Origin of the sequence: Roseomonas sp. HF4 (assembly GCF_005222755.1) — a bacterium.
Classification (GTDB): Bacteria; Pseudomonadota; Alphaproteobacteria; order Acetobacterales; family Acetobacteraceae; genus Neoroseomonas.
Window position 1 is genome coordinate 14,927 of the sequence record NZ_STGD01000026.1, and the last position, 23,639, is coordinate 38,565.

A 23,639-nucleotide genomic window follows, 5' to 3' on the forward strand; every position below is an offset into this window, starting at 1 on the left:
GGGTGCCGCCATTTCCCGAACCATGCGAACGCCCGTCTTAGCGATTGGGTAGCGATTGGCGTCCTCGGAGTCAGAATGGCGCTGCCTCAGCGATTCCGCTGGCGGCCCCGACCAGGGTGGATGTTGCGACGATCGCCAGCAGGGCCGCGGTGCCGAGACGGAATTGCGTCTGGCGCCCGACCACGGCCCGCTGCACCGCCGGCCGCCCGAGCAGCAGCGCCCAGGCCAGGCAGACGCCGAGTGAAAGTCCCGCCGCGCCCGCAGCGACCGCCCCGCCGGCGGCCGCCCCACAGCTTGCGAGCGGGCCAGAGAAGGCGGCCGCGAAATACGCGATGGTCACCGGGTTGACCGACGCGACGCGGAAGCTGGTCCAGAAGCCGGCCCGAAGGCAGCACCGGCTGGGCCCAGGCCGCGACCGTGCGACCCGGACCGCTGCGAGTAGCAGCAGGGCGCCACTCGCCAGGGCGAAGAAGTCGAGCGCCGGGCCGGAGCGCGGCAGGGCGCCGGAGCCCAGGTGTGCCAGGCCGGCGACAAGGCAGACTGCCAACGCATTCGCCGCGCAGCGCGGCAGCGCCGCCCTGGCGCCATGAAGGGTGGCCGCGTTGGCCACAAGCAGCACGTTCGGCCCCGGCGTCATGGCAACCAGCGCGTATCCCGCCAGCACCTGCCCTGCCGTCCCTGCCCAGATCTCCATGATCGCTCTCCCCATCGCTCTGCGCGGCGCGGGAGGGCCCCGCTGCGTCGCGAGCACAGGGATGGCAGGGGCGATCTTAGGGACCGGGTAGCGGTTCGCGCAGCCGTGCCACCGCCTCGCCAAGTCCGGTCCGGGCCAGCCGCTCGGCGGCGAGGTCGAGACTGCGCTGGACGCGTCGGTGCAGCATCGCCCGGCGCTCCATGACAAGCGGCAGGGCCTCGTCGGGCAGGAGCGGCGCCCGGTACAGCGCCCGTATCGCGGCGCCATGCCCGACGATCTCCCCAGTCGGGCAGGTCTCGAGGCGCGCGAGCAGCGCCTCCAGCGCGCCGACATCGGTCCAGCAGCGCTGCGGGCTGAGTTGCAGCGCCCCCTGGCGCAGCAGGACGCGGTCGTCGCCGCCGAGCATCTTCCGCAGCCGGTGCAGCGCGTTGTCGAGCGCGTTGCGCGCCGCGTCGCCATCCGAATCCGGCCAGAGCGCATCCGCCACGCGTTCCTGCGCCAACGGGGTAGACCCATGCGCCGCAAGAAGTCTCAGCAGCTCGAGCAGTCGCCGGCTTTCCTTGCGGGAGGAGGGCAGCGGCGCGTCTGTGCGCTCGATCTCGAACGAGCCGAGGGTCCGGATGCGCAGCGCCCAGGGCCAGGCCGCGCCGGCCTCGGGCGGCGCCTTCAGGTCGTTGCGCAGCACCACCTCACGCGCAACCTCCGGCTCCACGCCGTGTTCCAGCGCCAGCGCCGCGAGGCGGGCCATCATGTCGCCGCAGCAGAACAGCATCGGCCCGTGCCTGAACCCGCACTCGCGCGCGACGCGCCAGGCCGGGCGGAGATGATCGAGCGCTTCCGGCACGTCACCCCGCCGCAGCGCCGCATAGGCGGCGACGCAGCCGGCCACCCAGTGGTGCCAGCGGCAGATCGCGTGGAAGGGATGGGCGAAGACCTCGGCAAGCAGGTCGCGTGCCTCGTCATGCGCGTCGGCATGCGCCGCAGCGAGGGCATTGGCGATGAGGGCGATGTGTTCTCGCATCCGGAAGCCGCTGCCGCGTGCGCTGGCCACGGCGGCGCGCATCAGTCGCAACGCTGTCGGCCGGTCATCCTCCAGCAGGGCCAGCATGCCGCGGTGGTGCTCGAAAGCGGTGCGGTCCGGCGCGTTGTCGGGGCTCAGCGCCGCAGCGGCGAGTTCCTGGTGCCGCCGCGCCCGGGCGCCGTCCACGGCGCCGAGGGCGGCGATGACCGCCATGTTCTCCGCGGACGCGCGCTGTGCCGCAAGCGACGGCTCCGCCGCGACCAGCGCGCGCGCTGCCTCCGCCTCGGCCAGCGCCTCGGCGTTGCGGCCGAGCAGCGCCTTGACCCAGACGCTGACGCCGAGCCAGCGCATCGTCGTCACCGGCGCCGCGCGGCCCTGCGCGGCGAGCGCGTCGATGCGTCGCAACACACGGTCCAGCCGGTCCACGTGGCCGCGCCACAGCAGGTGGAACGCCAGCGAGCCGACCAGCAGGCGCTGGCCGAGCGCCGCCTCCAGGTGCAGCAGGCGCTCCGCACGGTCGGCAAGCGGTTCGGCCAGCGGGTGCCACGGTGCATGGTAGACGACGGCGGCGAGCAGCCCCGGCACCAGACGCATCTCCGCCGCGTCGTCGCCCGGTCGCGCGGCGCGATCGGCGTGGCGCGTCAGCACCGCGATCCAGCGGTCGAGCTCGGGAAGTCGCCCGAGCGAGACAAGCGCATTGGCCGCACCGGCGGCTGCGGCCAAGGCCGCCTCGCCGTCACCCGCTGCCTCCGCACTCTCGTGCGCGAGGACAAGGCGCGGCAGGGCAGCGGCGGGATTCCGGTCGAGCAGGCAGAGGCCGTGCCAGTAGGCCAGCCCGTCGCGCGCGTCCGACGGCAGCGCCTCGATCAGCCGTAGCAGCGCGCCGGTGCGACCTTCGGCGACGTAGCGCGGCGCGGCGAGGCGCAGCGCGGCCTCGGCTTCGGCCCAGGCGCCAACCCCGGCGAGGAGGCCAAGCGCGGCGTCCGTCTCGCCGGTCTCGATCAGCACGGTCGCGGCATGGCGTTGCAGCGCCGCGACCTCCTCGGGCGCGGCGGTCGCCTCGAGGCGCCGGCGCAGCAATTCGCTGAACAGGGCGTGGAAGGTGTAGCTGGGCTCCGGCCCGTCGCGCCGGTCGGTGAACAGGCTCGATGCCGCGAGGCGTTCCAGAAGCGCCGGGGCGTCCGCATGGCCGCTGACCCGGCGCGCGAGGCTGGCTGTTGCGCTCGGCAGGTAGGCGATCGCCGCCAGCGCGCGCTGCTCGGCCTCGGTCATGCGCCGCAGCACCTCGCCGGCGAGGAAATCGAACAGCCGCTCGCGCGCGCCATGCGCGGGCAGCACCGCATCGGCGGGGGAGCCGAGCAGCATCAGCGTCAGCCCCGCGGCCCAGCCCTCGGCGGCCGCGAGTGCCGGGGCCATGGCCTCCGGCCGGCCGTGCAGGCGCACGAGGTCGCGCGTCTCGGCCTCGTCGAACCGCAGGCCCTCGGCGTCGAGGACGGCGAGGTGCTGGCGCGCCAGCGCCAGCGCGTAGTCCGGTGGTGGCGGCTCCCGGCTGACGAAGAGCCACTGGACGCCGAGCGGGAGCTCGCCGAGGAGGCGGGCGATCGCATGGTGCAAAGGGTGATCGGGCGGCAGGTCCTGGTGGTTGTCGAGGACGAGCGTCCACTCGGGCGGCAGGTGGTCGAGCAGCAGCCGCAGGCGGCGGCTCAGGCTGCCCGCGAGGTCGGACAGGTCGTCCGCGCCGAAGGCGGGGAGGGCGAGCGGCCGGCTCGCGGCAATGGCCGCCACCCTGTCGAGGGAGGCGACGAACGTCGGCGGATCGGCATCCCCGGCGTCGACCTGGAACCACAGCATGCGCCGGCCGCGAGCCCGCAGCCACGTCGCGACCAATGTGGTCTTCCCCGCTCCGGGCGGTGCGGCAACCCAGACGCCGGGATACTCCACGAGGGCGTCGAGGGCGGCGAAGAGGCGTTCGCGGTCGAAGGCCCGGCCAAGCCGCGGCGGCGACAGCTTGCCGAGCCCGCCTGGGCCAGGATGTGCCGGCGAGGCGCTCATGCGAGGCTCGAACGGTGCCGCATCCCGTCTCCTGCCCGGGTCTTCGCGTGGAGGCTAAGGGGGAAAGGAGCGGCGTGGAAACCCCCGGCTGGACTCACAGGGTGGGCAAGAATGCGCCGGTGACGGCCGGCACCATCAGCCTGGGTGGGGGTGGTGCGCGAACGCCCGGCCGGGAAACGGTCCGATCGTAAATACTGGCCAAGCACAGCGAGGATCGCGCAGAATGATGTCATCAGATCCGCATGAAGGATCGGCACATGTCACGCAGCGAAGCCGCACGCGCCTTCTTCGAAGCCTGCGAGGCCGGCAAGGGCTGGCAGGCCTGTCGCGACTTCTGCCACGAGAACGCGACCTTCTCCTGCCAGGCTGACGCCCTTGCCGAGATCAAGACCCTGGCGGCTTACGTCGATTGGATGAAGGGCCTGCTGACCCCGATTCCTGATGGCCGCTACGCGCTCAAGGCCTTCGCAATGGACGAGGCGCGCGGGACAGTCGTTGCCGCGGCCGAGTTTCATGGGACCCAGACCGGCTCGGGCGGTCCCGTGCCGCCGACGGGCAAGTCCGTGGTCACCGACTATGCCTATGTCATGCACTTCGACGGCGACAAGATCAGCCACATGACGAAGATCTGGAACGACGTCCAAGCCCTGCGGGCGCTTGGCTGGGCGTGATGCGCTGGCGCATCCTGGCGCTGCTGTTCGTGGCCCGCATCGCAATGGGCTTTCAGTTTCAGACCTTGGCATCGGTGGGCGATAATCTGGTTGTCGCCTTCGGGCTCGACTACGCCGGGGTCGGCCTGCTGATCGGCGTGTTCATGGCGCCGGGCCTTGTGCTGGCGATGCCTGCCGGCTTTTCCGGGCGCTACGTTTCCGACCGGGTTCTGGCCGGTCTGGGCCTCTGCGCCCTCGCTCTGGGGGGCATCGTGTCCGCTGCGGCGATGGACAGTTGGACGATCGGCCTTGGACGCGTCGTGTCAGGCGCCGGGTTCCTGTTCTCGACCCTCTACTTCACCAAGATGGCGGCCGACTGGTTCGTTGGCCGCGAGATCGCGACCGCCATGAGCATCCTTGTCATGAGCTGGCCCTTCGGCATCGCCATGGGTCAGGTCGGCCATGCCTGGCTTGCCGAAGCCTATGGCTGGCGCGTGCCGTTCCAGGTGGCCTCGGCCTATTGCATCCTGGCGTCCCTGGCCGTGCTGGTCTTCTATCGCCCTCCGCCCGGCCTGCCGAACGCCACGCCGGGCGCGGCCGCACGCTTGACCGCGTACGAATGGCGCCTGGTGATCCTGGCCGCGATCGCCTGGGCCACCTTCAACGGCGGCTATGTCGTCTATCTCGCTTTCGGGCCCAAGGTACTCGAGGCGATGGGCCAATCGGCCATCGGCGCCGCCGGCATCATCAGCGTCGGAAGCTGGGTGATGATCCTGTCGGGCGCGCTGTGCGGGCAGATCGCGGATCGCTTCGGGCGACGGGACCTGATCCTGGCTGTCTGCATGGCCGGAGCCGTCATCGCGCTGGTGCTGCTCAACATCCCGCAGGCTGGACTGGCCGCAAGCCTGCTGTTCGGCCTTGTCGGCATGGCCCCCGCGGGCGTCATCATGGCATTGACCGGAGAGGCGATGCGGCCCGAGCAGCGCGCCTTCGGCATGGGTGTCTTCTTCACCGTCTACTACGCGATCATGCTGGTCACGCCGCCCATCGCCGGCGCCATCTTCGACGCGACCGGCCGTGCCGGCGGCCCCATCATGTTCGGCGCCGTCCTGTTCGCAGGCGTCCTGGCCGCCACGCTCGCGTTCCGCCACGCCAAGTCGGTCGGGCCTGTGCCGATACCACGGCAGGTCTAGGGCCTGCCGGCGCCCGAGCCGATCAGCGGCGGTGGGAACGCGGTCCACCCGATGACAGATCTGGACGGGGCGGCGTAGCGTGGAAGCCCGCGCCATTGTGTCCCGAAGCGCCAGCGTTCCGCGATCGCGGTCGCTCATGATCGCTCGACAGACATGAGCACGCCCGCACACACTGACGAGGTGGTCGGGCCAGCTGCCGAGGGCGCTCGACGAGAGAGGCCGACATGAAAGCGATCCGCGTCGATGCCTTCGGTGGGCCAGAAGTCATGCGGCTTCAGGAGGTGAGCGACCCGATCCCTGGATCGGGCGAGGTCGTGATCGATATCCGCGCTGCGGGGGTCAATCCCGCCGACACCTACATGCGCAACGGGGCCTATGCGATTTTGCCGCAGCTCCCCTATACGCCCGGTGGAGACGCCGGCGGCGTCGTTGCAGCCGTGGGACCCGACGTCGAGGACTTTGCGGTCGGCGACCGGGTGTTCGTGGGCACCGCTCTCAGCTTCGACCTCACCGGATGCTATGCCGAGAAGGTAAAGCGCCGCGCCAGCGAGGTCATGCCACTTCCCAGCGGCGTCGGCTTTGCCGCCGCAGCAGCCTTCGGGGTTTCGTACACGACCGCCCATTACGCCCTGTTCGAAAGAGGCGGTGCCCGTTCGGGAGAGACGGTCTTCATTCACGGCGCCAGCGGCTCCGTCGGCACGGCGGCCATCCAACTGGCGAAGCGCGCAGGCCTGAAGGTCGTCGGCAGTGCGGGCAGCGCCAGGGGGCTCGCGCTGATCCTTGAAGAAGGCGCGGACCTGGCCGTCGATCACACCCGGAAGGGCTACCTCGACGAGGTGAAGGGCTACACCGGCGGTCGCGGGCCGGAGCTGGTCCTCGAGATGCTCGCCAACATCAATCTCGCCGCCGACATGGATCTTGTCGCGAAATACGGTCGGATCATCGTGATCGGCAACCGCGGAGAAATCTCCGTCAATCCACGCCTGGCGATGATGAAGGAACTCGACATACGCGGGATCGCCCTCTGGAACGCGACACCGGAACAGATGAAGCCGATGATTCAGGACATCATCGCAGGCGTGGTAGAAGGTGCGTTGAGACCGATCATCGGGCGCGAAATGCCGCTGGCCGACGCAGCGGCGGCGCATGTCGCGGTCCTCGCGCCCGGCGCCTATGGCAAGATCGTGCTGGTGCCGTGAACCCAGTCACGAAGGTGACGATCCGACACCGAGTTTGCTTTCCGGCGCCGGCATCCGGCCAGCGACCTCCCGCACAGCTCCCATGAACAGCTCCGCCAGTGGCGGCAGCGTCCGACCCTTCAAGGTCGCGACGGCGGTTGGCACAGCCCACGGCGGCATCTCGACCGGGAGCACGCGGACATGCGGTGGCACCGCGCCGAGACGCAGGGCTGTTTCAGGCATCAGGCTGACGAAGTCCCCGCTCCGTAGCAGCCTGTAGCGGAGCGCCAAGGATCCCGTCACCACGCGTGCGACAGGCATGGGCTGGCCGATGGCTGCGAAGGCCCGACGGACCGGGCCGTCGGATACGAATTCTGTCGATGACAGGATCCAGGGCGCATCGGCCAGGTCGGCCAGGCTCAGCCGGCGGCGCCGCGCCACCCAGGATGAACCTGCCCCGTAGACGACGAGAAGCCTGTCATGCAGCAAGGGCTCGAGCGTGATCTCCGGATCGGTCGAGGCGATGCGTGCAACGACGAGGTCGGCACGGCGCTCGTGCCGTGTCCGCAGAATGGTTGCCGCCGGGCCTTGCTGCACGTCGAAGCTGGCGCGCGGATAACGCCGCGCCACCTGATCCATCGCCTCCGCGACCAGCCCGGCCGCGATAGCTTCCGAACAGGCAATGCGGACGGTCCCGACACCCGGATTCGAGAGGAAGGCCATCTCCGTCGTGGCCTGACGAAGTTCGTCGAACACGGCGCGCCCGCGCCGGACCAGGGCGCGGCCATGGGGCGTCAGCTCGACCCCACCCGGCAGGCGGTCCAGGAGCCGCACGCCCAGGGTGCCCTCGAGGCCCGCGATCGCCTTCGACACGACGGGTGGCAAGACAGCGAGCTGCTCGGCCGCCTTGGTCATCGACCCGGCCTCGGCCACGGTCAGGAGGATGTGGAGATCACGCGGCTTCAGGCGGCCGCCGATGCGGTCGGTCCAGGACATGGGGCTTAGCCAAACATGAAAGGGGCCGAAGGAAAACAGAACTTGTCGTTAAGCCCCCCGGCCCGCCAGCCTCTGCGCATCAGCCAACCACCCGTCAGGGAGACGAGGCATGACCCAGGCAATGCTGACCCGACGGGCCGTCCTGCTCGGCACCGGGACCTCGGCGCTGACATTGCGCGGCCCGAGTGCCCAGCCGGCCGTGGACCGGCTCGTCCGGATCGTGGTCGGCGCCGCGCCGGGCGGTGGGACCGACACCATCGCGCGCCTGCTCGCGGAGCAACTGTCCGGGCGCTACGCCCCGCAGGTGATCGTCGAGAACCGCCCCGGCGCCAGTTCGCGCCTGGCCGCCGAGGCGGTGAAGGCGGCGGCGCCGGACGGCACCACGCTGCTGGTCTGCCCGCTGCCGGTCCTGGCGCTCTACCCGCATGTCCTGCCGCGCACCACGCGCTACGACCCGCTGGCGGATTTCACGCCGGCGGCGACGATCGGCGAACTCGCCTATGGCTTCATCGTTCCGCGCGACCATCCGGCGCGGGATCTGCCGTCCTTCATCGAATGGGGGCGGAGCAAGGGCGATGTGACCTTCGCCCCACCGGTCGTCGGCGCGCCACAGCACTTGCTGGGCCTCACCTTCGCGCAGGCGGCGGGGCTGAAAGTCACGGTCGTCACCTACCGGTCGGCCTCGCTCGCCATGCAGGACCTGATCGCCGGACGGCTCGAGTCCTACATGAACCACATGGCGGAGGTCTCGCCACAGGTGCGGGGCGGCCACGCGCGGCTGCTCGCGGTCACCAGCGAGCATCGGCTGCCCGGCTTCCCTGACGTGCCGAGCTTCGCGGAACGCGGCTTCGCGCAGGTGACGGCTGGGGAGGCCTTCGTCGTCATGCTCCCGGCGCGCGCACCACGGCCGGTCGTCGCGGCGCTCAATGCGGCTGTCGCCGACGCCGTGGCCAACACCACGACCCGCGATCGGCTGATGCAGATGCAGATGACGCCAATGGTGCTTTCCACGGCCGAGACCGGGGCTCGCCTCGCCCGCGAGTTCGCCGCCTGGGGTCCCGTCGTCCGTGCCTCCGGCTTCACGCCCGAGGAGTAGAACGACCATGTCGGGCGAGAACCAGACGGGCCACTCCGTCGCGCGACGTGTGCGCCTCGCGCATCTCGGGCTGCTGGTGCGCGACGTGGCGCGCATGCAGGCCTTCTACACGACGGTGCTCGGTCTCGGCGTCAGCGACCGCGGCGTCAGCGAGCGCCGCGGACAGGAGATGACGTTCATGACCGGCGATCCGGCGGTTCATCATCACCTGGTGCTGGTGGGCGCCGGCGATGCCGTGGTGGAGAAGCGGCGGCTCGATCACCTGGCTTTCGAGGTCGCGACGCTCGCCGACCTCCGTGCCGTGCGTGACCGAGCCTTGGCGGCCAAAGCCGAGATCCGCGCGGCGGATCACGGCAATGCCTGGTCAATCTACTTCGCCGATCCGGAAGGCAATCGCGTCGAGGTCCTGGCGGTTTCGCCCCATGTCGCGCCCCAGCCGCGCGGCAGGCCGCTCGATCTCGACCAGCCCGACGCATGCATCGAGGCGGCGACCCGACGGCATCTGGCCGGGATCTGACCGCGGCTGGGCGGGGTTGTCCGCCCAACCAGGCCTGCAACCGAGAGGTCGAATCGCCATGATGATCCCGGCACCGGGTCGTCGCGCGCTGCTCGCGTCCCTGGCAGGGAGCGCCTGGGCGCGGTCCGAGGATGTCGCTGCCACGAGCATCCGTCCCGATAGCCCGGAGGCGGTCGATCTTCTGCTCGTCCTCGCGGTCGATGTCTCCAGCTCGGTTACCGACGCCGAGGCGCGCCTGCAGCGCGACGGCTACCGTGCAGCGCTGTGTCATGAGGACGTGCTGAGCCTCATCCGATCCGGCCCCAGCGAAGCCATCGGCCTCGCCTACGTCCAATGGGCCGGCTTGGAATATCAGCGGCTGATTCTTCCCTGGACGCGTATCGGCGACAGCGCGGACGCCATCGCCTGGGGTGAGAGGATGGAACGGGCGGCACGCGCCGCGCAGGGCGAGGCGGAGGCTGCGGCGTTTCCCAACAGCCCGGTCACGTCGATCTCGGCGGGCCTTCGCATGGCCGCATCCGTCCTGCGGGACGCGCCCTGGCCCGCAGTGCGACGCGTCATCGACATCTCGGGCGACGGCCCGAACAACGACGGCCTGCCGGCCGAGGCGGCCCGCGATGCCGTCGTGGCTGAGGGCGTCACCATCAACGGGCTGGCGATCGAAGGCGATCCCGATGTCGCGCGCGAACTGGGCGAGGGGGCGAGCCTGGAGGCGTACTACCGCGCCTCGGTGATCGGCGGTCCCGGTGCGTTCGTGGAGCCGGTGCTGGGCGCCGGGTCGTTCGCCGGGGCGATCAGGCGCAAGATGGTCCGCGAGATCGCGGACCTTGCGGTGCCCGCGACAAGGGCCGGTTGATGCGCGGCACGCTCTCGGTCCTGGCCGCGCAGGCACATCGCCCATCGTTCAAGTGAAAGGGTGAGGCAGGGTACCAAAACACAATGGTACGGCGTCGGCACTGAACTACCTGCGCAAAAGCGATCCGCCGGTTATCTGGTCCGGCGGCTGCTGCGGAAGCCGAGATGCCGACCCTGAGGACGCACACGTCGGAGAGAAAGGGTTTCGCACCGTGGGATAGCCTCGGCGTCGGCAATCCTAGGCGTGTTCGGCACCAGTGGATCCATGCCCAAACCCCCTTCCCTTCTTTGTCTCCTGGCAGCGATCCTGGAAGGTGAGGCGCCAGATGCCAAAGAAGGTTATGGGGGATATCGGGGGGAGAAGTTCCCTTCTCCCCCCGCCTCGACCTTCCCCGTCCCTGCCGACATCACCTCGCGGCGAACAACCGCCCGAGCGGCGCCAGCGGCGCGGCCGGGATGCCGGCCGCAGCCAGCAGCGCCGCCACGCCCAGCGCCGCGCTGTCCAGCACCGGGATGCCGAGTTCCGCCTCGAGCGGCGCCATGGCGTCGAATCCCGGCAGGTTCGTGGACCAGACAAGGATGGCGTCGGGCCGCGCCTCGGCCGCCAGGGCACGCGCCGCGGCGATGATCTCCGCCACCGGCACGGCAGCGGCCGCCAGGTTGTCGGTGCAGCCGAGCCCGCGCGCGGCCACTGTTTCGATCCCGCCGGGCGCAAGGCCCGCGCCATGCGCGCCCGCATCCGCCGCCTCCCCCGGCATGACGAAGGCGATGCGCCGCGCGCCGAGGCGGCCCACCGTCGTCGCCGCCGCCAGCGCCGTCGTCACTGCAGGGCAGCCCGCCGCGCGCGCCATCAGGCCCACCAGCGCGCGGTCGTGGTCGAGGCCGAGCGCCGCGCCGCGCGAGCCGTTCCAGCCGACCGCCGCGACCCTGGCATGGCCGAGCAGCGCGGCGGCCTCGACATAGCTGTCGGCATCGTATGCGTCGGCCGGCTGGCCGCTGCCGTCCGGCGCGTAGCGGATGCGCGCGTAGCAGGCATCGACGCCGGGCAGATGCGCGAGGATGGCCGCGGTGGTGCGTTCCACCACGCGGTTGGAAGACGGCAGGATTGTCCCGATCGCCGTACGCATCACGCCCCCGTTGTCCAGGCGATGCGGCCGACCGTGCCGCAGCCGCCGCATTCCGCCTTCCAGCCATTGTGCTCGGCGCCGCAGGCGCCGCAACGCCAGCGCGGCGCGCCAGGCGCATTCGCCGCCGCGCGCAGCCACTTCGCCTGCGCGGCGCGGGCATCGGCGGTGTCGCCCTGCTCGACCTCCTCGAGTTCCGCCAGCAGCAGGAAGGCGCGGCGGTCGGCGGTGCGGCTCGCGACCAGCGCCTCGAGTTCCGAGCGCGCGCGGCCGGTCAGCCCGGCGCCGATCGCCTCCCGCGCCATGAGGAGGCGGCTCTCGGGATGGTCTCGGTTGCGGTGGACAAGGTCCTCGACCGACTTCACGCGGGCCAGCCGGTCCTTCTCCCCCGCCAGCCAGGCGGCGCCGATGTCGGGATGGGGTGCGGCGATCCAGGATTGCTCCAGCGTGCTGCGCGCGCGCCGGGCCGCGCCCGCCGCCGCGGCGCGCTTGGCGACGGCCAGCGCGGCCGGGGCGAAGGCGGGGTCGGCGGCGAAGGCCTGCTTCTCGAACTCGGCGGCGCGCTCGGGCTCCTCCTCCTGCAGGGAGGCGGCGTAGGCGAGCGCTGCGCGCGGCGCCTCTGGCGCGGCCAGCGCCAGGGCCCCCCGCCAGTCGCGCATCGAGAGCGCCAGCGCCTGGCGTTCCACGCGCAGCCAGGCGGCGCCGGGCTGCGCCGCCTCGGCCTCCGTCGCCAGGCGCTGCGCCGCGACCCAGTCCTGCCGCTGCACCGCCTGGCGCAGCAGGCCGCGCAGGCCGAGGAAGCGCGCCTCGGGCCGCTCGGCCAGCGCCTTGAAGGCGGCGGTCGCTGCGTCCTCGCGCCCGGCCAGCCGCTCCGCCTCGGCGGCCAGCACAAGCGTCTGCGGCGTGTCGCCCAGCAGCATCCGCGCGCGCCGCACCTCGACGCGCGCCGCCTGCGCGGTGCCGGCAGCGAGCGCCACCAGCGCGCGTGTCACGGCGGCATCGCCCTCGGCGCGCCGCTGTTCCCGTCGCGCGATACGCTGCCGCGCAGGGATGCCGCCGATCCAGTGGAACAGGGAGAGCACGCCGTGCAGCAGCACGAAGGCCAGCACCAGCGCCATCACCGCGATGGGGAAGGTGACGCCGATCCAGGTCTCGCCGACCGCGATCTCGACCGTGCCGCCGACACGCGCGAGCCAGAGCGCCAGCGCGGTGACGGCCGAGAGCGCGGCCAGCAGCAGGAGGGCACGACGCATCGCGGCGCCTCAGCCGGCCGCGAGCGCGGCGAGGGCGGCGCGCGCGGCGGACAGCGCGCGCGCCTGCTCGGCCCAGGGGCGCATCGCCGCCTGTGCGGCCGGCGGCAGGCGCGCGAGCCGCGCCATCGCGCCCTCGAGGTCGCCGGCGTCGAGCGCGCGGCGCGCGGTTTCGATCTCGGCCGCGGCGGCGTCGCCCCAGACCACCTGTTCCCCGCGGCGGACGGTCACGAGGCCGGAAAGCCGCGTCACCGCGGAATCGAGCACGCCCTGCCCATCGCGCGACGCCTCGCTGGCCGCCCGAGCGGCGCGGGCGGCGTCCTCGAAGGACAGCCGGAGCGCGGATTCCGTCGGCGGGGCCGCCTCGGCGAAGCGCACCAGCGCGGGCGGCGCGGCCGGGAAGGGCCGGAGCGCATCACCCAGCGGCTGGCCGGCATCGAGGCGCAGCCGCAGCGCATCGAGCGCGGCAAGGCGCGCGGCGCGGGCCTCCAGCACGGCGATCCGTGCCTGGGACGCCTCGAGCGCCGCGATCCGCCGCGCCAGTGCCGATTCCGCGCCGGCGATGCGCGTCGCCAGCGCCGCGCCGGCCTCGGCGAGCCGTTCGGCATCCGCGCGGGCGCCGGCGGCGAGGCGCTCGTCCAGGCCGCGGGCCAGGTCCTCGCGACGGCGGATGCTCTCGGCATCCGCGGCCTGCAGCCGCGCGGCCAGGGCGTCCAGCCGCTCCGACAGGCGTTCGGCGCGGGCGGCGAGGCTCTCCGTGGCGGCGCGCGTGGCGACCGCGGCAGGGTCGACCACCGGGCGGGCGAGCGCTTCTGCCGCGCGCGCCTCGACGGCTGCGAGGCGCTGCTCGAGCGGCGCGAGGTCCGGCGGCGGCGGGACGGAGTCGAGGCGGCGCTCGATCGGCGCAAGATCCGGCGGCGGCCGCGCTTCGAGCGTCGCGATGCGCGCCTCCAGCGGCGCGAAGTCGGGGCCGCGCCGCTGCTCGACGGCCGCCAGCCGCGCGGCCAGCACGGCCACAGGCCCGTCGGGCGCGACGACGGCCGCGACGCGGGGCTCGAGCGCCGCGAGGCGCGCCTCCAGCGCGGCCATCGCCGCGACGGTCGGGTTGGGCGGCGGCGCGGGGCGTGGCGTCAGCCACAGCCAGAGGGCGGCGAAGACCAGCACAGCGCCCCCGGCCAGCAGCGGGATGGCGGCCGGGTCCAGGATCTGGCGCCGGGTCGGCGGTGGCTGTTCGGTCATGCCCGTCCTCGCAGAATCGCGCCGCGGCGCGGGCGGGAGGTATAGCAATGGTCGCGCCGGAAGGCGCGCGGGGTGATGTCGCGCCGGAAGGCGCGCTGAATCATGCCATGCCGGAAGGCGCGCTGAATCATGCCATGCCGGAAGGCGAGCTGAGTCGCGCCATGCCGCGGCGCGCGACCGAGGGGCGCTGCCCCTCGGGCTCCCCGCCAGTGGACCGTGTCCCCTGGACCCGCCGGGACGATGGCAGGGACACGACCGGGCCGGACGGTACCGCAGGGCGAGGCAGGGCCCTTACGGATTCGCAGCACGGTCGTCACGGCGCGGGGCCCAGCAGGACGGGCAGCAGCGCCGGATCGGGGCGCGCAGTCACCTCGACCGATGCGAAGGGCAGGGGCTTGAGCACGGCGGCGATGCGCGCGCTGATCGCGAGCGCGCGCACGCCGCGCATCGCCTCCACCAGCCCGGCAGAGCGCAACAGCGCGAGCGTGACGCGCGCCCCGCGCGGCGAGGTGAACAGCGCGGCCGCGACCTCCCCGCCGCGCAGCGCCGTCAGCGCGGCGCCAGGCAGGGCTGCGGCGGGCACTGCCTCATAGACGACGCGGCGCAGCACGCGGAAGCCGCACGCCCGCAGCGCCGCGGCGAGGCCCGCCCCATAGCCACGCCCGACCGCGAGCAGCAGCGCCCCCGCCGCGGGGTCGAGCTGCGCGGCGGCCAGCGCGACGAGCGCCTCGGCATCGCCCTCGGCCGCCGTCACGTCACGGAAGCCCCGGGCGCGCGCCTCGGCGGCCGTGCCTGCACCGACCGTCAGCACCGGCAGGGCCGCGACCGGCAGCGCGCGGGCAGCGGCGCGGCTCGGCAGCAGCAGCGCCTGGGCCTTCGGCAGCCGGCCAGGCGCCGCCGGCCGCAACAGCAACGCGGGCGCGGGTAGCGGGCTCCAGCCCAGCGCGGCGATGGCGACGGCGGTCTCGACCGCACCGGGCTCGGGGCGCGTGACCAGCACGGCGCGGCGCGCGGCGGTCATGCCGCGACCGGCCGCGCATGCTGCGCGACCGGCGCAGCGATCGGCGGCGACATCAGGAGGTCGGCGGCGGCGGCGGCGGGCTGCAGGACCGCGGCGGCTGCGGCCCGGGGGTGGTGGGCGGCGTGGGCGGCGCGGGCCCCTGGGCCGGGCGACTTGGCCCGGCCGCCTGCGCGGCGGCGGGCAGTGCCGGGGCGATGGCCGCGAGGGCGAGGAGCGTCCGTCTGCGCATGCGGCGATCGTAGAGCAATCGCGGCGTCGATGTCTCGGGGAAGGCGCAGGCACGCCGGCAGGGCGCAGGCGCGGCTGCCGGCATCTGGCCTGCGCGGCGGCGGCACGGCAGGATCGCACCATGCTGCGTGCCCTGATCCTCCTTGCGGTGCTGGCGGCGATGGGGTTCGGCGGGTTGCGGCTGCTCGGCCCCGCGGCTGCGCCCGGCCCGGCGGCGCAGCGCCCTGCCGCTGCCGCGGCGCCGGCACCCACCGCCGACGGGCTGTCCTCCCCCTTCGGCGATGCGCTGTTCCGCTGGCGCTGCACCACGGGGCTGCGCGATGCGCTCGGCACGCGGCCGGACTGGCCGCTGCGACGCCTGGCGCGGTTCTGCCTCTGCGCCGCCGACCATCTGCGGGACCGCGGGCCGCGCGACCTGGTGGTCGGCGGCGGGGACCTCGCCGCGGCACTCTCGGTGGCCGAGGCGCGCTACTGCCGGGCGGGCTGATACGCAGCGCACGCATGTGCGGCCTGCGGCCAATCCGGCGAAAGCCCCGCAAGCCGTAGGGTTCCGCCCGGCGTCTGATCCGAACGGCACGAGGGTTCGACTCATGCCGAGGCCGCGACTGCGGCTCGCCGGGACTCCGACGAAGCCAAGGCGGCCGGACGGCCGCCGCCCGGCGTCTGAGGACCCAAGAAACGCAGATGCCAGCGGGCGAAGAAATCGACCGCCGGCATGAAGCCGCCGCTATCCGGCAGCGAGCATGGGCTGCCCCGCCGGGGCCGGCGCCCAGGCCCCGGCCCCGGCGCGCAGCGCGGGCAGGCGCGCGGCGAAGGTCTCGGACCGCCGGCCGTGCAGCAGGCCCTGCAGCCGCGGCAGGGTTGGGCCCCGGTTCAGCCACAGCATCAGGCTGCCGAAGGCGCCGGCATCGGCGCGGCGCACCAGCCCCTCGGTCTCATCGAGGTCATAGGGGTGGCAATAGGACCAGAGCCCGCCGCCCGCCGCGTCCTCCCGCGTCCAGCGGCCGACGAACTGCCTCAGCCGCCACGGCGGCAGCCAGCGGAGATACATGCCCCCCAGGAACGGCAGCCGGAACGGCCCGAGCCGCGCCACCGGCACCGGCAGCTCGAGCAGTCCGCAGGGCCACAGGAAGGGCCGGCGCGGCGCCCCTGGCCAGCCCGCCATCGGGTTCCAGGCCGGCAGCACCGAGGAGGAATAGGCGAAGCCCGCCGCCGCCAGTTCCTCTGGCACCCAGGCGGCCTCGGGCGTCAGGGAGAAATAGGGGGCGCGGTAGCCGACCGGGGCCGTGCCCGTCGCCTGCGCCAGCCGGTCGCGCGCCGCCGCCATGCCCGCGCGGAAGGCCGCCGGCCGGTGTTCCGCCAGCCGCCGGTGATCGTGGCCATGCGAGGCGACCTCATGCCCGCGCGCGGCGATCCGCCGCACCAGGGCGGGATCCGCCGCGGCAAAGGCGTCCAGCACGAAGAAGGTCCCGCGCGCATCGGCCTCCTCCAGCAGGTCGAGCAGGCGGGTGGTCTGCGCCGCCGCGCGGGCGTCGCCGGCGTGGTCCTCGACGTCCACGGTGAAGGTGAACTCGGCCGGCAGTGGCGCGAAGCGCCGCGCGGCCCGGCGCGTCGCCCTTGTGAGGCCGCTTGCGCGTTGATAGGCTTCGTTTCCGAGGGTGACCGTCATCCGGGATGGACCTTGACGGTCCGCCCCATTCCGTCAAGTCCGCGCGATGCGCCCGGGCCGCGCGGATGTCGGGACAGCGACGGGGAGACCGCGATTGACCACGACCCTGTCCTTGGAAGCCGAACTGGCGCGGCTGATCGTCGATGCGCTGCACCTCGAGACGGCTCCGGAGGAGATAGACCCGGAGGCGCCCCTGTTCGGGGAAGGGCTCGGCCTCGATTCGATCGACGCGCTGGAGATCGCGCTTGCGGTCTCCAAGCGCTACGGCTTCCAGCTGCGGTCGGACGACGAACGCAACCATCGCATCTTCGGCTCGCTCCGCGCCCTCTCCGCGCATATCGAGACGCATCGGACGGGGTGAGCCCGATGCTGCTGGCGCCGCGGCTCGCGATCTCGCTGCCGCTGTCAGGGCTGTTCCTGGCCGCACGCGCCGGCGGGCTCGACGTCGCCGCGGCGGCCTGCGCGGCGGGGCTGATCGCGGCGATGGTGGCGCCGGCGTCCGGCGCGCTCGGCATCGGTGCGCTGGCGCTGCTGGCGGGCGCGGCGGCGGCGCTGTGGTCGGCCGGGCCGGGCGGCGCGGGCGCCGTGCTGGCCGCCCTGCCCCTGGCCGGCAACCTGGCGCTGGCCTGGCATTTCGGCCGCACCCTGCTGCCGGGGCGGGAGCCGCTGATCGCCCGTTACACCCGCGCGGATTTCGGCCGCATGCCGGCGGAACTGGCCGGCTACACGCGCGCGCTGACGGGCTTCTGGGCTGTCTTCTTCGTCGGCTTCTCGGCCGCTAACGCGGCGACGCTGGCGGGCGCGGGGCCCGGCGTGGCCGCCAGCGCGGCTCTCAACATCGGCCTGTCGCTGCTGTTCTTCCTCGGCGAGCATCCGCTGCGCGCGGCGCTGTTCGGCGGCCTTGGCCCGGTCGGGCCGCTGCGCACGCTGCGCGCCATGTGGCGGGTGGAGGCGGCGGGCCATGCCGGCTGAGGCCCTGCTGCCGCTGACCGCCCGCGCGCCGGGGGAGGTGCTGTTCCACCGCGGCGCGGAACCCGTGACGGCCGGGCGCTTCCTGGCCGAGGCGGCGGCGCTCGCGGCCCGCCTGCCGGTCGAGGGGCCGGTACTGAACTTCTGCGCCGACCGCTACCTGGCGCTGCTCGGCTTCGCCGCGGCGCTGATGCGCGGGCAGGTCACGCTGCTCTCGGCCGACCGCTCGGCGCCGCGCCTGGCCGACATCGCCCGGCTGCACGGCGCGCGCTATGCGCTGTCGGACACCGATGTCGCGCTGCCGCTGCCAGTGCTGCGGCCCGAGGCCACGCCCGGTGCCGAGGCGCCCAACCCGCTGATCCCGGCCGGGGCAGTGGCCGCCATCGCCTTCACCTCGGGCAGCACGGGGGAGCCGCAGCCGCACGCCAAGCCCTGGGGCGCGCTGGTGGCCGGTGCCCGGGCCGCCGCGGCACGCTTCGCCGTGGCGCCGGGCACGAGCATCGTCGGCACCATCCCGGCGCAGCACATGTACGGCTTCGAGACCACGCTGATGCTGCCCCTGCAAGGCGTCGGCGCAGGCCATGCGGGGCCGGTCTTCTACCCGTCGGACATCGCCGAGGCGCTGGCCGCCCTGCCCGCGCCGCGGCTGCTGGTGACGACGCCGCTGCAACTGCGCGCGCTGCTCGGCACCGGCATCGCGCTGCCGCCCCTGGCCGCGGTCATCTCGGCGACGGCGCCGCTGGCGGAGAGCCTGGCCGCCGAGGCCGAGGCCGCCTTCGGCGTCCCGGTGCTGGAGATCTACGGCGCGACCGAGGCGGGTTCCGTCGCGTCCCGTCGTACGGTCGAGGGCGAGGCCTGGCGGCCCTATCCCGGCGTCGCCTTCGACATCGGCGCGCAGGCGGCGCAGGCGATCGTGCCCGGCCTGCCGGCGCCGGTGCCGCTCGCCGACGTGCTGGAGGACCTGGACGAGGGGCGCTTCCGACTGCTCGGGCGGCGCGGCGACATGGTGAAGCTGGCCGGCAAGCGTGCCTCGCTGGCGGGCTTGACGCGCATCCTGACCACGCTTCCGGGGGTGGAGGACGGCGTGTTCCTGGCGCCGCCCGACCTCGACGGCAACCCGCAGGCGCGGCTCGCCGCGGCAGTGGTGGCGCCGGGGCTGACGGCCGCGGCGGTGGTGGCCGCGCTGCGCTACCGCGTCGAGCACGCCTTCCTGCCGCGCCCCCTGCTGCTGCTGCCGGAATTGCCGCGGGATGCGGTGGGCAAGCTCCGGCGGGAAGACCTGCTGCGGCTCGCGCGGCGAGGGTGACGGGCAGGCGCGCGGCGGCGGTCGAAGTGGCGGGGGAGGAGAACCTCCCCCGCTCCCCCCTCCCGTCCTTGGAACCTGGCGCCGAACCTGGAAGGCCGGGCGCCAGACACCGAAGACGGGTGACGGTGGTTCCGGGGGGGGGAGAGGTTCCCGTCTCCCCCGATGTCCATCACGCCATGGCCGCGACCTGCCGCCGCCCCGGCGCCAGCGCATGCGCCCCGGCGCCGAGCCCGGCCTGCACGACCAGCGCCAGCATCCAGAAGGCCGGGAATTCCCAGCCGCCGCCCTGCGCGCTGAACAGCCAGCCGGCCGGGGCGTGCTGCAGCGTTGCGCCGATCATGACGGGCACCATCGCGAGGCTCGCGGTCCGCACGCCGACGCCAAGGATCAGCGCGATGCCGGCCAGTGTCTCCCCGATCGCGACGACGGCGCCGAGGATGGGCGGATAGCCCAGCGAGCCGAAGAACCCCATCGTGCCGGAGAGGCCGAAGGTACCGACCTTCAGCAGCAGCCCGTGGGCCAGGAACATCACGCCCATGCTGACGCGGAGCAGCAGGGCGGCGTAGGGGGTGGTGCGGTCGGTGTCGAACATCGGTGCGGGTCCTTCGCTGGCGGGGCGTCGCGCCCCGGGATGGCGGGACCATGCGCCAGGATGGCGGGCAGCCTCCAACGCGCGGTCGGAACGGCCATCATCACCGGCGCGAATGGCGCGCGGTTTCAGCGGCCGGCGGCGCCGCTCCGCAGGCCTTCCACCGTGCGCAGCGCCTCCTCCGCCGGCACGCCGAGGCGCGTCATCGCGAAATCCGCCATGCCGAGCGCGATCTCGCGCTCGCCCATCACCACGAGGCCCATGCCGTCCTCGCGCTCGAGGAAGGCGGCCTCCTCCTCGTCATGCGCGCGGGCGGCGGCGATGATGGCGGGGTTCGCCGCGCGCGCCATGTCGAGCACGCGACGGCAGCCCGCCGCATCCGGCATGCCGAGGACGATCAGGCGCGCCGCCTCGGGTCGCGCGGCCTTCAGTACCTCGATCCGCGTGGCATCGCCCCAGACCACGGGCACGCCTTCCGCGCGGAGCGCCTCGGCCATGCGGTGGTCGGTCTCGATCACCACGTAGGGCACGGCGTGGCGGCGCAGCGCGGTCGCGACCACGCGCCCGACGCGGCCATGGCCGACCAGGATCGCATGGCCGTCGAGACCCTGCGCGGGCGGGTGCGAGAGCCGGGCGCGGCCGCGCCGTGCCAGCCAGGCGCGCATCCTCCGCGTGCCCTCGATGCGGAGCGCGAGCCGGTCCGCCAGCACCTGCATCAGCGGCGTGGCCAGGATGGTGAGCGTGGCGGCGGCGAGGATGGGGCCGCGCGCGGCCTCCGGCAGCACGCCCGCGCCGATCGCGAGTGCGCCCAGCAGGAAGGAGAATTCGCCGATCTGCGTCATCGCCCCCGCGACGGTCGCCGCCGCCGGCACCGGCACGCGCAGCAGCAGCAGCAGCGCGAGGATGGCACCACCCGTGCCGAGCATCACCGCGGCCAGCGTCGCGAGCGAGGCGCCCGGCATCGCGACCATCGCCGCCGGGTCCACCAGCACGCCGACTGAGACGAAGAAAAGGGCGACGAAGACGCGCTGCAGCGGTACCGTCTCGGCCGCCGCCTGGTGGCCGAGCGGGCTCTCGCCCAGCAGCACGCCCGCGAAGAAGGCGCCGAGCGCGGGCGAGACGCCGAAGACGGCCGAGGAGCCGAAGGCGGTGCCGAGCGCGATCACGATCACCGCCAGCGTGAACAGCTCCCGCGACCCGGTGGCCGCGACCACCGCGAGTAGCCGCGGCAGCACCACCCGCCCGCCGAGCGCCATGGCGACGAGGAAGGCGGTAAGTTCGACCGCGGTGGTGGCGAGCTTCGTGCCGAGATCCTCGGCCGCGCCGACGCCGGCCAGGACCGGCAGCAGCACCAGCGCCAGCACCACCACCAGGTCCTGCACCACGAGCCAGCCGAGGGCGATGCGGCCGGCCTCGCCCGACAGCCGGCCCTTCTCCTCCAGCGCGCGGGTCGAGACGGCGGTCGAGGAGATGGCGAGGGCGAGGCCGAAGACGAGCGCCGGGCCCCAGTCGAGGCCGAGCCCGGCGGCGCCGGCCGCCGCGCCGAGCAGCGTGCCCGCCGTGATCTGCGCGAGCGCGCCCGGCAGCGCGACGCGCCAGACCGCGAGCAGGTCCCGCGCATGGAACTGCAGCCCGACGGCAAACAGCAGCAGCGCCACGCCGATCTCGGCGAGCGCCGCGGTGACGGCGGGGTCCGCCACGAAGCCCGGCGTGTGCGGCCCGACCGCGATGCCGGCCGCGATGTAGCCGAGCAGCGGCGGCAGGCGCAGCAGCCGCGCCGCGAAGCCGAGGGCGAACGCAAGGGTCAGGGCGACGACGAGGGTCGCGACGAGCGGGCCGGCATGGGACATCCCGACCTGTATAGCCCGTCGCGGCCCTGCGTCAGCCGTCCGGCGGCGCGCCCGCCCCGGCGCCGAGGGCGCGCGTCATGAGCACGCTGTCCACCCAGCGCCCGTGCTTCCAGCCGATGGCGGGCAGGAGCCCGGCGCGGGCGAAGCCGGCCCGCGCATGCAGGCCGATCGAGGGCGCGTTCGCGGAATCGCCGATCACGGCGACCATCAGGCGGAAGCCCTGGGCCTCGCAGCGCGTGACGAGGGCGTCGAGCAGCGCGACGCCGGTGCCCCCTCGCTCCGTGCCGGGGGCGACGTAGACCGAGTTTTCGACCGCGTAGCGGTAGGCCGGGCGCGGGCGATAGGCCGAGGCATAGGCATAGCCGGCGAGGGCGCCGTCGCGCTCGGCCACGAGGTAGGGGTAGCCGGCGGCGAGGATGGCGCCGCGGCGGCGGGCCATCTCCTCCTCGGCGGGCGGCTCGGTCTCGAAGCTGGCGAGGCCCTGCAGGACCCAGTGGCCGTAGATGGCGGCGATGGCGGGGATGTCGTCGTCACGGCTGTCGCGGATGAGAGGCGCGGGCATGGCGCGAAGGTGCCGGGCGGCGCGGCGGCCGGGAAGCCGGATGACCGCGGGGGAGGTCGCGCGCGACGGGGCTTCCTTCGGCCGGCGGGGTGGGCTATCGCTGGCGCGGCGTGGACCCGTAGCTCAGCTGGATAGAGCGCTGCCCTCCGAAGGCAGAGGTCGTTGGTTCGAATCCAATCGGGTCCGCCAGTTTTTTAAGTACTTAGACCGCTTGATGCAGTGAATGATGCGGCGCTAGGTAACAGATAGGTAGCAGCGCAGCTGGCCGCTGCGAATCTGCGAATGCCGCGCTCGGCTCATCGGCTCAGTTTCCGCAGCGCCTTCGCGCCAGTGTATTCTGGGCAAGGCGCCCTATGCCGCGACGACGCTGATACGCCCGGCAGTCCGGCTCCGCGGCTTCCGCTTGATGACGATCTCGACGTCCTGGTCGAGCGAAGTCAGGAAGGTCATCAGCCTCTCGACCGAAAACCCATCGAGCTTGTAGTTCGCCAGCGCCGACACCTTTGGCTGATTGACGCCCAGCTTCTCGGCAGCAGCCCCCTGCGGCAGCCGACGGCGCGCGATCACGCCGTTGATGGCGTGCGCCAGCCGCAGCTTGGTCTGCCGCTCCTCGGCATCGGGATAGCCGAGATCAGCGAACACGTTGCCGCTGCCACGGGTGATCGCATCGTCCGTCATCTTGTTGCCCTCAGCGTTTCGGCTTGCCATGGCGGGTCTCGTAATCCTGTTGCGCAATTTTCAGGCGGCGCTCGACAAGGTCGACGTCGGTCTGCGCCGTCCTGATCCCCTTGGGTGACTTCTTCTGAAAGGCGTGCAGCACATACACGACCTCGCGGAACCGCACCGTGTAGATGGCCCGGTAGGTGTCTCCGTCGTGGTCCTCGACCACCTCGAAGACGCCGGGCCCCTGTCCCTTCCAGGGCTTGGCCGAGGGATGCGTGCCCCCGAACTGCGCAAGTCCAAGCGCATTTCCCATCTCGTCCTTCACCGGCCCGGGGAAGCCGAGGAAGTCCTTCTTCGACGAACCAACCCAGTCAAGCGGCCGCTCGCCGGCCGCGAGCTTCCGCGCCATGGCCTTATATCCTAGTTTTGGGATGCCTTTGCAAGACCGGTGATGCCGGCACGGGAGAGGGAGAGTTTGGCGGCTGTCGCCGTGACGGGTTTCAGGGCCGAGAGAGAGGCTCGCGGCCGGCCCGTCATGGAGAACCGCCATGACCCGCTCCGCGACGCGTCCGGCCCCGAGCGGCCGAGCCTCGGGTGACCGCGCGAACCTCTACGACGAGATCACCGACAGGATAGTTGCTGAACTCGAGGCCGGGCGCCTGCCCTGGGTGCAGCCCTGGGTGACCTGCCCCCCTAGAAGCGGTCCGCCGGTGATGTAGTCCGGTGGCAGCGATGGGAGGTTGTGGGATGGGACGGAAGAAGGCGCACACGCCGGAGGAGATTGTCGCGAAGCTGCGGCAGGCGGAGGTTCTGGTTGGCCAGGGCAAGACGGTGGCCGATGCTGTGCGGGCGATCGGCGTGACGGAGCCGACCTACTATCGCTGGCGGACGGAGTTCGGCGGCCTGAAGCTGGACCA

General features: G+C 73.2%; 24 protein-coding genes, 1 tRNA gene and 1 pseudogene. 13 read left to right on the forward strand and 13 right to left on the reverse strand.

Annotated elements, in window-relative coordinates; all coding sequences use genetic code 11:
* Nucleotides 1–70: 70 nt before the first annotated feature.
* Together E8M80_RS24420 and E8M80_RS24425 are read right to left on the reverse strand one after the other, a co-directional pair.
* Nucleotides 71–694: a hypothetical protein gene (locus tag E8M80_RS24420; protein ID WP_137128346.1), complete on the reverse strand. Its 624-nt coding sequence runs from the start codon at nucleotides 692–694 to the stop codon at nucleotides 71–73.
* 76 nt (nucleotides 695–770) lie between these two features.
* The gene (locus E8M80_RS24425; protein ID WP_137128347.1) at nucleotides 771–3,767 is read right to left on the reverse strand and encodes a winged helix-turn-helix domain-containing protein; all 2,997 of its coding nucleotides are present in this window, start codon (nucleotides 3,765–3,767) and stop codon (nucleotides 771–773) included.
* Between the two features lie 257 nt (nucleotides 3,768–4,024).
* Here E8M80_RS24425 and E8M80_RS24430 point away from each other — a divergent pair, with 257 nt between their 5' ends.
* The 3 genes from E8M80_RS24430 to E8M80_RS24440 all read left to right on the forward strand — a co-directional run bounded on the left by E8M80_RS24430 (nucleotide 4,025) and on the right by E8M80_RS24440 (nucleotide 6,809).
* Complete coding sequence (locus E8M80_RS24430) at nucleotides 4,025–4,438, forward strand: ester cyclase (RefSeq protein WP_137128348.1); 414 nt, start codon at nucleotides 4,025–4,027, stop codon at nucleotides 4,436–4,438.
* Nucleotides 4,438–5,610 (forward strand): CynX/NimT family MFS transporter, encoded by a 1,173-nt coding sequence (locus E8M80_RS24435; RefSeq protein ID WP_137128349.1) that lies wholly within the window; start codon nucleotides 4,438–4,440, stop codon nucleotides 5,608–5,610. Before E8M80_RS24430 ends, E8M80_RS24435 begins: the two co-directional genes overlap by 1 nt.
* A gap of 224 nt (nucleotides 5,611–5,834) precedes the next feature.
* Entirely contained in the window at nucleotides 5,835–6,809 is a 975-nt protein-coding gene (locus tag E8M80_RS24440) for an NADPH:quinone reductase (RefSeq protein ID WP_137128350.1), read from the forward strand.
* 6 nt (nucleotides 6,810–6,815) lie between these two features.
* Here E8M80_RS24440 and E8M80_RS24445 read toward each other — a convergent pair whose 3' ends face one another.
* Complete coding sequence (locus E8M80_RS24445; protein WP_137128351.1) at nucleotides 6,816–7,784, reverse strand: LysR family transcriptional regulator; 969 nt, start codon at nucleotides 7,782–7,784, stop codon at nucleotides 6,816–6,818.
* Between the two features lie 109 nt (nucleotides 7,785–7,893).
* Here E8M80_RS24445 and E8M80_RS24450 point away from each other — a divergent pair, with 109 nt between their 5' ends.
* The 3 genes from E8M80_RS24450 to E8M80_RS24460 are packed head-to-tail and all read left to right on the forward strand — an operon-like array spanning nucleotide 7,894 to nucleotide 10,253.
* Nucleotides 7,894–8,880 (forward strand): tripartite tricarboxylate transporter substrate binding protein, encoded by a 987-nt coding sequence (locus E8M80_RS24450; RefSeq protein ID WP_137128352.1) that lies wholly within the window; start codon nucleotides 7,894–7,896, stop codon nucleotides 8,878–8,880.
* A gap of 7 nt (nucleotides 8,881–8,887) precedes the next feature.
* On the forward strand, nucleotides 8,888–9,397 hold the full coding sequence (locus tag E8M80_RS24455; protein WP_137128353.1) for a VOC family protein: 510 nt from the start codon (nucleotides 8,888–8,890) through the stop codon (nucleotides 9,395–9,397).
* A 58-nt stretch (nucleotides 9,398–9,455) separates the two neighbouring features.
* Nucleotides 9,456–10,253 (forward strand): DUF1194 domain-containing protein, encoded by a 798-nt coding sequence (locus E8M80_RS24460; protein WP_240790206.1) that lies wholly within the window; start codon nucleotides 9,456–9,458, stop codon nucleotides 10,251–10,253.
* Nucleotides 10,254–10,659: 406 nt separating this feature from the next.
* On the opposite strand, the gene E8M80_RS24465 is transcribed toward E8M80_RS24460, so the two are convergent.
* The 4 genes from E8M80_RS24465 to E8M80_RS24480 all read right to left on the reverse strand — a co-directional run bounded on the left by E8M80_RS24465 (nucleotide 10,660) and on the right by E8M80_RS24480 (nucleotide 14,886).
* Complete coding sequence (locus E8M80_RS24465; RefSeq protein ID WP_240790208.1) at nucleotides 10,660–11,379, reverse strand: aspartate/glutamate racemase family protein; 720 nt, start codon at nucleotides 11,377–11,379, stop codon at nucleotides 10,660–10,662.
* Nucleotides 11,379–12,629, reverse strand: a complete 1,251-nt coding sequence (locus tag E8M80_RS24470) for a heme biosynthesis HemY N-terminal domain-containing protein (protein WP_137128355.1) — start codon at nucleotides 12,627–12,629, stop codon at nucleotides 11,379–11,381. Before E8M80_RS24470 ends, E8M80_RS24465 begins: the two co-directional genes overlap by 1 nt.
* 9 nt (nucleotides 12,630–12,638) lie before the next feature.
* On the reverse strand, nucleotides 12,639–13,865 hold the full coding sequence (locus tag E8M80_RS24475; RefSeq protein ID WP_137128356.1) for a hypothetical protein: 1,227 nt from the start codon (nucleotides 13,863–13,865) through the stop codon (nucleotides 12,639–12,641).
* A 313-nt stretch (nucleotides 13,866–14,178) separates the two neighbouring features.
* Entirely contained in the window at nucleotides 14,179–14,886 is a 708-nt protein-coding gene (locus E8M80_RS24480) for a uroporphyrinogen-III synthase (protein WP_170979620.1), read from the reverse strand.
* 349 nt (nucleotides 14,887–15,235) lie between these two features.
* Here E8M80_RS24480 and E8M80_RS24485 point away from each other — a divergent pair, with 349 nt between their 5' ends.
* Nucleotides 15,236–15,601 (forward strand): hypothetical protein, encoded by a 366-nt coding sequence (locus E8M80_RS24485; protein WP_137128358.1) that lies wholly within the window; start codon nucleotides 15,236–15,238, stop codon nucleotides 15,599–15,601.
* A gap of 240 nt (nucleotides 15,602–15,841) precedes the next feature.
* On the opposite strand, the gene E8M80_RS24490 is transcribed toward E8M80_RS24485, so the two are convergent.
* Nucleotides 15,842–16,783, reverse strand: a complete 942-nt coding sequence (locus E8M80_RS24490) for a polysaccharide deacetylase family protein (RefSeq protein ID WP_137128359.1) — start codon at nucleotides 16,781–16,783, stop codon at nucleotides 15,842–15,844.
* A gap of 94 nt (nucleotides 16,784–16,877) precedes the next feature.
* Between E8M80_RS24490 and E8M80_RS24495 the strand changes: the two genes are divergently transcribed.
* Genes E8M80_RS24495 through E8M80_RS24505 form a run of 3 tightly spaced genes read left to right on the forward strand, consistent with a single transcriptional unit; the run spans nucleotide 16,878 to nucleotide 19,058 of the window.
* Nucleotides 16,878–17,144, forward strand: a complete 267-nt coding sequence (locus tag E8M80_RS24495) for a phosphopantetheine-binding protein (RefSeq protein WP_170979621.1) — start codon at nucleotides 16,878–16,880, stop codon at nucleotides 17,142–17,144.
* A 5-nt stretch (nucleotides 17,145–17,149) separates the two neighbouring features.
* Complete coding sequence (locus tag E8M80_RS24500) at nucleotides 17,150–17,755, forward strand: hypothetical protein (RefSeq protein WP_206035739.1); 606 nt, start codon at nucleotides 17,150–17,152, stop codon at nucleotides 17,753–17,755.
* Nucleotides 17,745–19,058, forward strand: coding sequence for an AMP-binding protein (locus E8M80_RS24505; RefSeq protein WP_137128362.1), 1,314 nt, complete (start codon nucleotides 17,745–17,747; stop codon nucleotides 19,056–19,058). The genes E8M80_RS24500 and E8M80_RS24505 overlap by 11 nt, the downstream gene beginning before the upstream one ends.
* Nucleotides 19,059–19,227: 169 nt before the next feature.
* Here E8M80_RS24505 and E8M80_RS24510 read toward each other — a convergent pair whose 3' ends face one another.
* The 3 genes from E8M80_RS24510 to E8M80_RS24520 all read right to left on the reverse strand — a co-directional run bounded on the left by E8M80_RS24510 (nucleotide 19,228) and on the right by E8M80_RS24520 (nucleotide 22,059).
* Nucleotides 19,228–19,650, reverse strand: a complete 423-nt coding sequence (locus E8M80_RS24510) for a DoxX family protein (RefSeq protein WP_137128363.1) — start codon at nucleotides 19,648–19,650, stop codon at nucleotides 19,228–19,230.
* A 125-nt stretch (nucleotides 19,651–19,775) separates the two neighbouring features.
* Nucleotides 19,776–21,497 (reverse strand): cation:proton antiporter, encoded by a 1,722-nt coding sequence (locus tag E8M80_RS24515; RefSeq protein WP_137128364.1) that lies wholly within the window; start codon nucleotides 21,495–21,497, stop codon nucleotides 19,776–19,778.
* A gap of 31 nt (nucleotides 21,498–21,528) precedes the next feature.
* Nucleotides 21,529–22,059 carry a GNAT family N-acetyltransferase gene (locus tag E8M80_RS24520; RefSeq protein WP_137128365.1) on the reverse strand — a complete coding sequence of 177 codons (531 nt, stop codon included), beginning with the start codon at nucleotides 22,057–22,059 and terminating at the stop codon, nucleotides 21,529–21,531.
* Nucleotides 22,060–22,171: 112 nt separating this feature from the next.
* Between E8M80_RS24520 and E8M80_RS24525 the strand changes: the two genes are divergently transcribed.
* Nucleotides 22,172–22,248: transfer RNA gene (locus E8M80_RS24525), tRNA-Arg, on the forward strand.
* Nucleotides 22,249–22,410: 162 nt separating this feature from the next.
* On the opposite strand, the gene E8M80_RS24530 is transcribed toward E8M80_RS24525, so the two are convergent.
* Both E8M80_RS24530 and E8M80_RS24535 read right to left on the reverse strand, forming a co-directional pair.
* A complete protein-coding gene (locus E8M80_RS24530) occupies nucleotides 22,411–22,737 on the reverse strand; it encodes a helix-turn-helix domain-containing protein (RefSeq protein WP_137128366.1) in 327 nt (108 codons plus the stop codon).
* Nucleotides 22,738–22,747: 10 nt separating this feature from the next.
* Nucleotides 22,748–23,131, reverse strand: a complete 384-nt coding sequence (locus E8M80_RS24535; protein WP_137128367.1) for a type II toxin-antitoxin system RelE/ParE family toxin — start codon at nucleotides 23,129–23,131, stop codon at nucleotides 22,748–22,750.
* Between the two features lie 139 nt (nucleotides 23,132–23,270).
* Here E8M80_RS24535 and E8M80_RS24540 point away from each other — a divergent pair.
* Together E8M80_RS24540 and E8M80_RS24545 are read left to right on the forward strand one after the other, a co-directional pair.
* Nucleotides 23,271–23,402 (forward strand): annotated as a pseudogene (locus tag E8M80_RS24540) (ArdC-like ssDNA-binding domain-containing protein); the annotation flags it as partial.
* Between the two features lie 67 nt (nucleotides 23,403–23,469).
* The coding region (locus tag E8M80_RS24545) for a transposase (RefSeq protein ID WP_170979491.1) at nucleotides 23,470–23,639 on the forward strand (170 nt) is incomplete at its 3' end.

Bases quoted from the DNA above. Each gene is read 5' to 3' on its own strand.
- E8M80_RS24505 (WP_137128362.1), top strand. From the start codon at position 17,745: ATGCCGGCTGAGGCCCTGCTGCCGCTGACCGCCCGCGCGCCGGGGGAG.
- E8M80_RS24490 (WP_137128359.1), bottom strand. From the start codon at position 16,783: ATGACGGTCACCCTCGGAAACGAAGCCTATCAACGCGCAAGCGGCCTC.
- E8M80_RS24450 (WP_137128352.1), top strand. From the start codon at position 7,894: ATGACCCAGGCAATGCTGACCCGACGGGCCGTCCTGCTCGGCACCGGG.
- E8M80_RS24520 (WP_137128365.1), bottom strand. From the start codon at position 22,059: ATGCCCGCGCCTCTCATCCGCGACAGCCGTGACGACGACATCCCCGCC.
- E8M80_RS24535 (WP_137128367.1), bottom strand. From the start codon at position 23,131: ATGGCGCGGAAGCTCGCGGCCGGCGAGCGGCCGCTTGACTGGGTTGGT.
- E8M80_RS24475 (WP_137128356.1), bottom strand. From the start codon at position 13,865: ATGACCGAACAGCCACCGCCGACCCGGCGCCAGATCCTGGACCCGGCC.
- E8M80_RS24420 (WP_137128346.1), bottom strand. From the start codon at position 694: ATGGAGATCTGGGCAGGGACGGCAGGGCAGGTGCTGGCGGGATACGCG.
- E8M80_RS24500 (WP_206035739.1), top strand. From the start codon at position 17,150: ATGCTGCTGGCGCCGCGGCTCGCGATCTCGCTGCCGCTGTCAGGGCTG.
- E8M80_RS24530 (WP_137128366.1), bottom strand. From the start codon at position 22,737: ATGACGGACGATGCGATCACCCGTGGCAGCGGCAACGTGTTCGCTGAT.
- E8M80_RS24435 (WP_137128349.1), top strand. From the start codon at position 4,438: ATGCGCTGGCGCATCCTGGCGCTGCTGTTCGTGGCCCGCATCGCAATG.
- E8M80_RS24455 (WP_137128353.1), top strand. From the start codon at position 8,888: ATGTCGGGCGAGAACCAGACGGGCCACTCCGTCGCGCGACGTGTGCGC.
- E8M80_RS24480 (WP_170979620.1), bottom strand. From the start codon at position 14,886: ATGACCGCCGCGCGCCGCGCCGTGCTGGTCACGCGCCCCGAGCCCGGT.
- E8M80_RS24440 (WP_137128350.1), top strand. From the start codon at position 5,835: ATGAAAGCGATCCGCGTCGATGCCTTCGGTGGGCCAGAAGTCATGCGG.
- E8M80_RS24445 (WP_137128351.1), bottom strand. From the start codon at position 7,784: ATGTCCTGGACCGACCGCATCGGCGGCCGCCTGAAGCCGCGTGATCTC.
- E8M80_RS24465 (WP_240790208.1), bottom strand. From the start codon at position 11,379: ATGCGTACGGCGATCGGGACAATCCTGCCGTCTTCCAACCGCGTGGTG.
- E8M80_RS24425 (WP_137128347.1), bottom strand. From the start codon at position 3,767: ATGAGCGCCTCGCCGGCACATCCTGGCCCAGGCGGGCTCGGCAAGCTG.
- E8M80_RS24485 (WP_137128358.1), top strand. From the start codon at position 15,236: ATGCTGCGTGCCCTGATCCTCCTTGCGGTGCTGGCGGCGATGGGGTTC.
- E8M80_RS24460 (WP_240790206.1), top strand. From the start codon at position 9,456: ATGATGATCCCGGCACCGGGTCGTCGCGCGCTGCTCGCGTCCCTGGCA.
- E8M80_RS24430 (WP_137128348.1), top strand. From the start codon at position 4,025: ATGTCACGCAGCGAAGCCGCACGCGCCTTCTTCGAAGCCTGCGAGGCC.
- E8M80_RS24470 (WP_137128355.1), bottom strand. From the start codon at position 12,629: ATGCGTCGTGCCCTCCTGCTGCTGGCCGCGCTCTCGGCCGTCACCGCG.
- E8M80_RS24515 (WP_137128364.1), bottom strand. From the start codon at position 21,497: ATGTCCCATGCCGGCCCGCTCGTCGCGACCCTCGTCGTCGCCCTGACC.
- E8M80_RS24510 (WP_137128363.1), bottom strand. From the start codon at position 19,650: ATGTTCGACACCGACCGCACCACCCCCTACGCCGCCCTGCTGCTCCGC.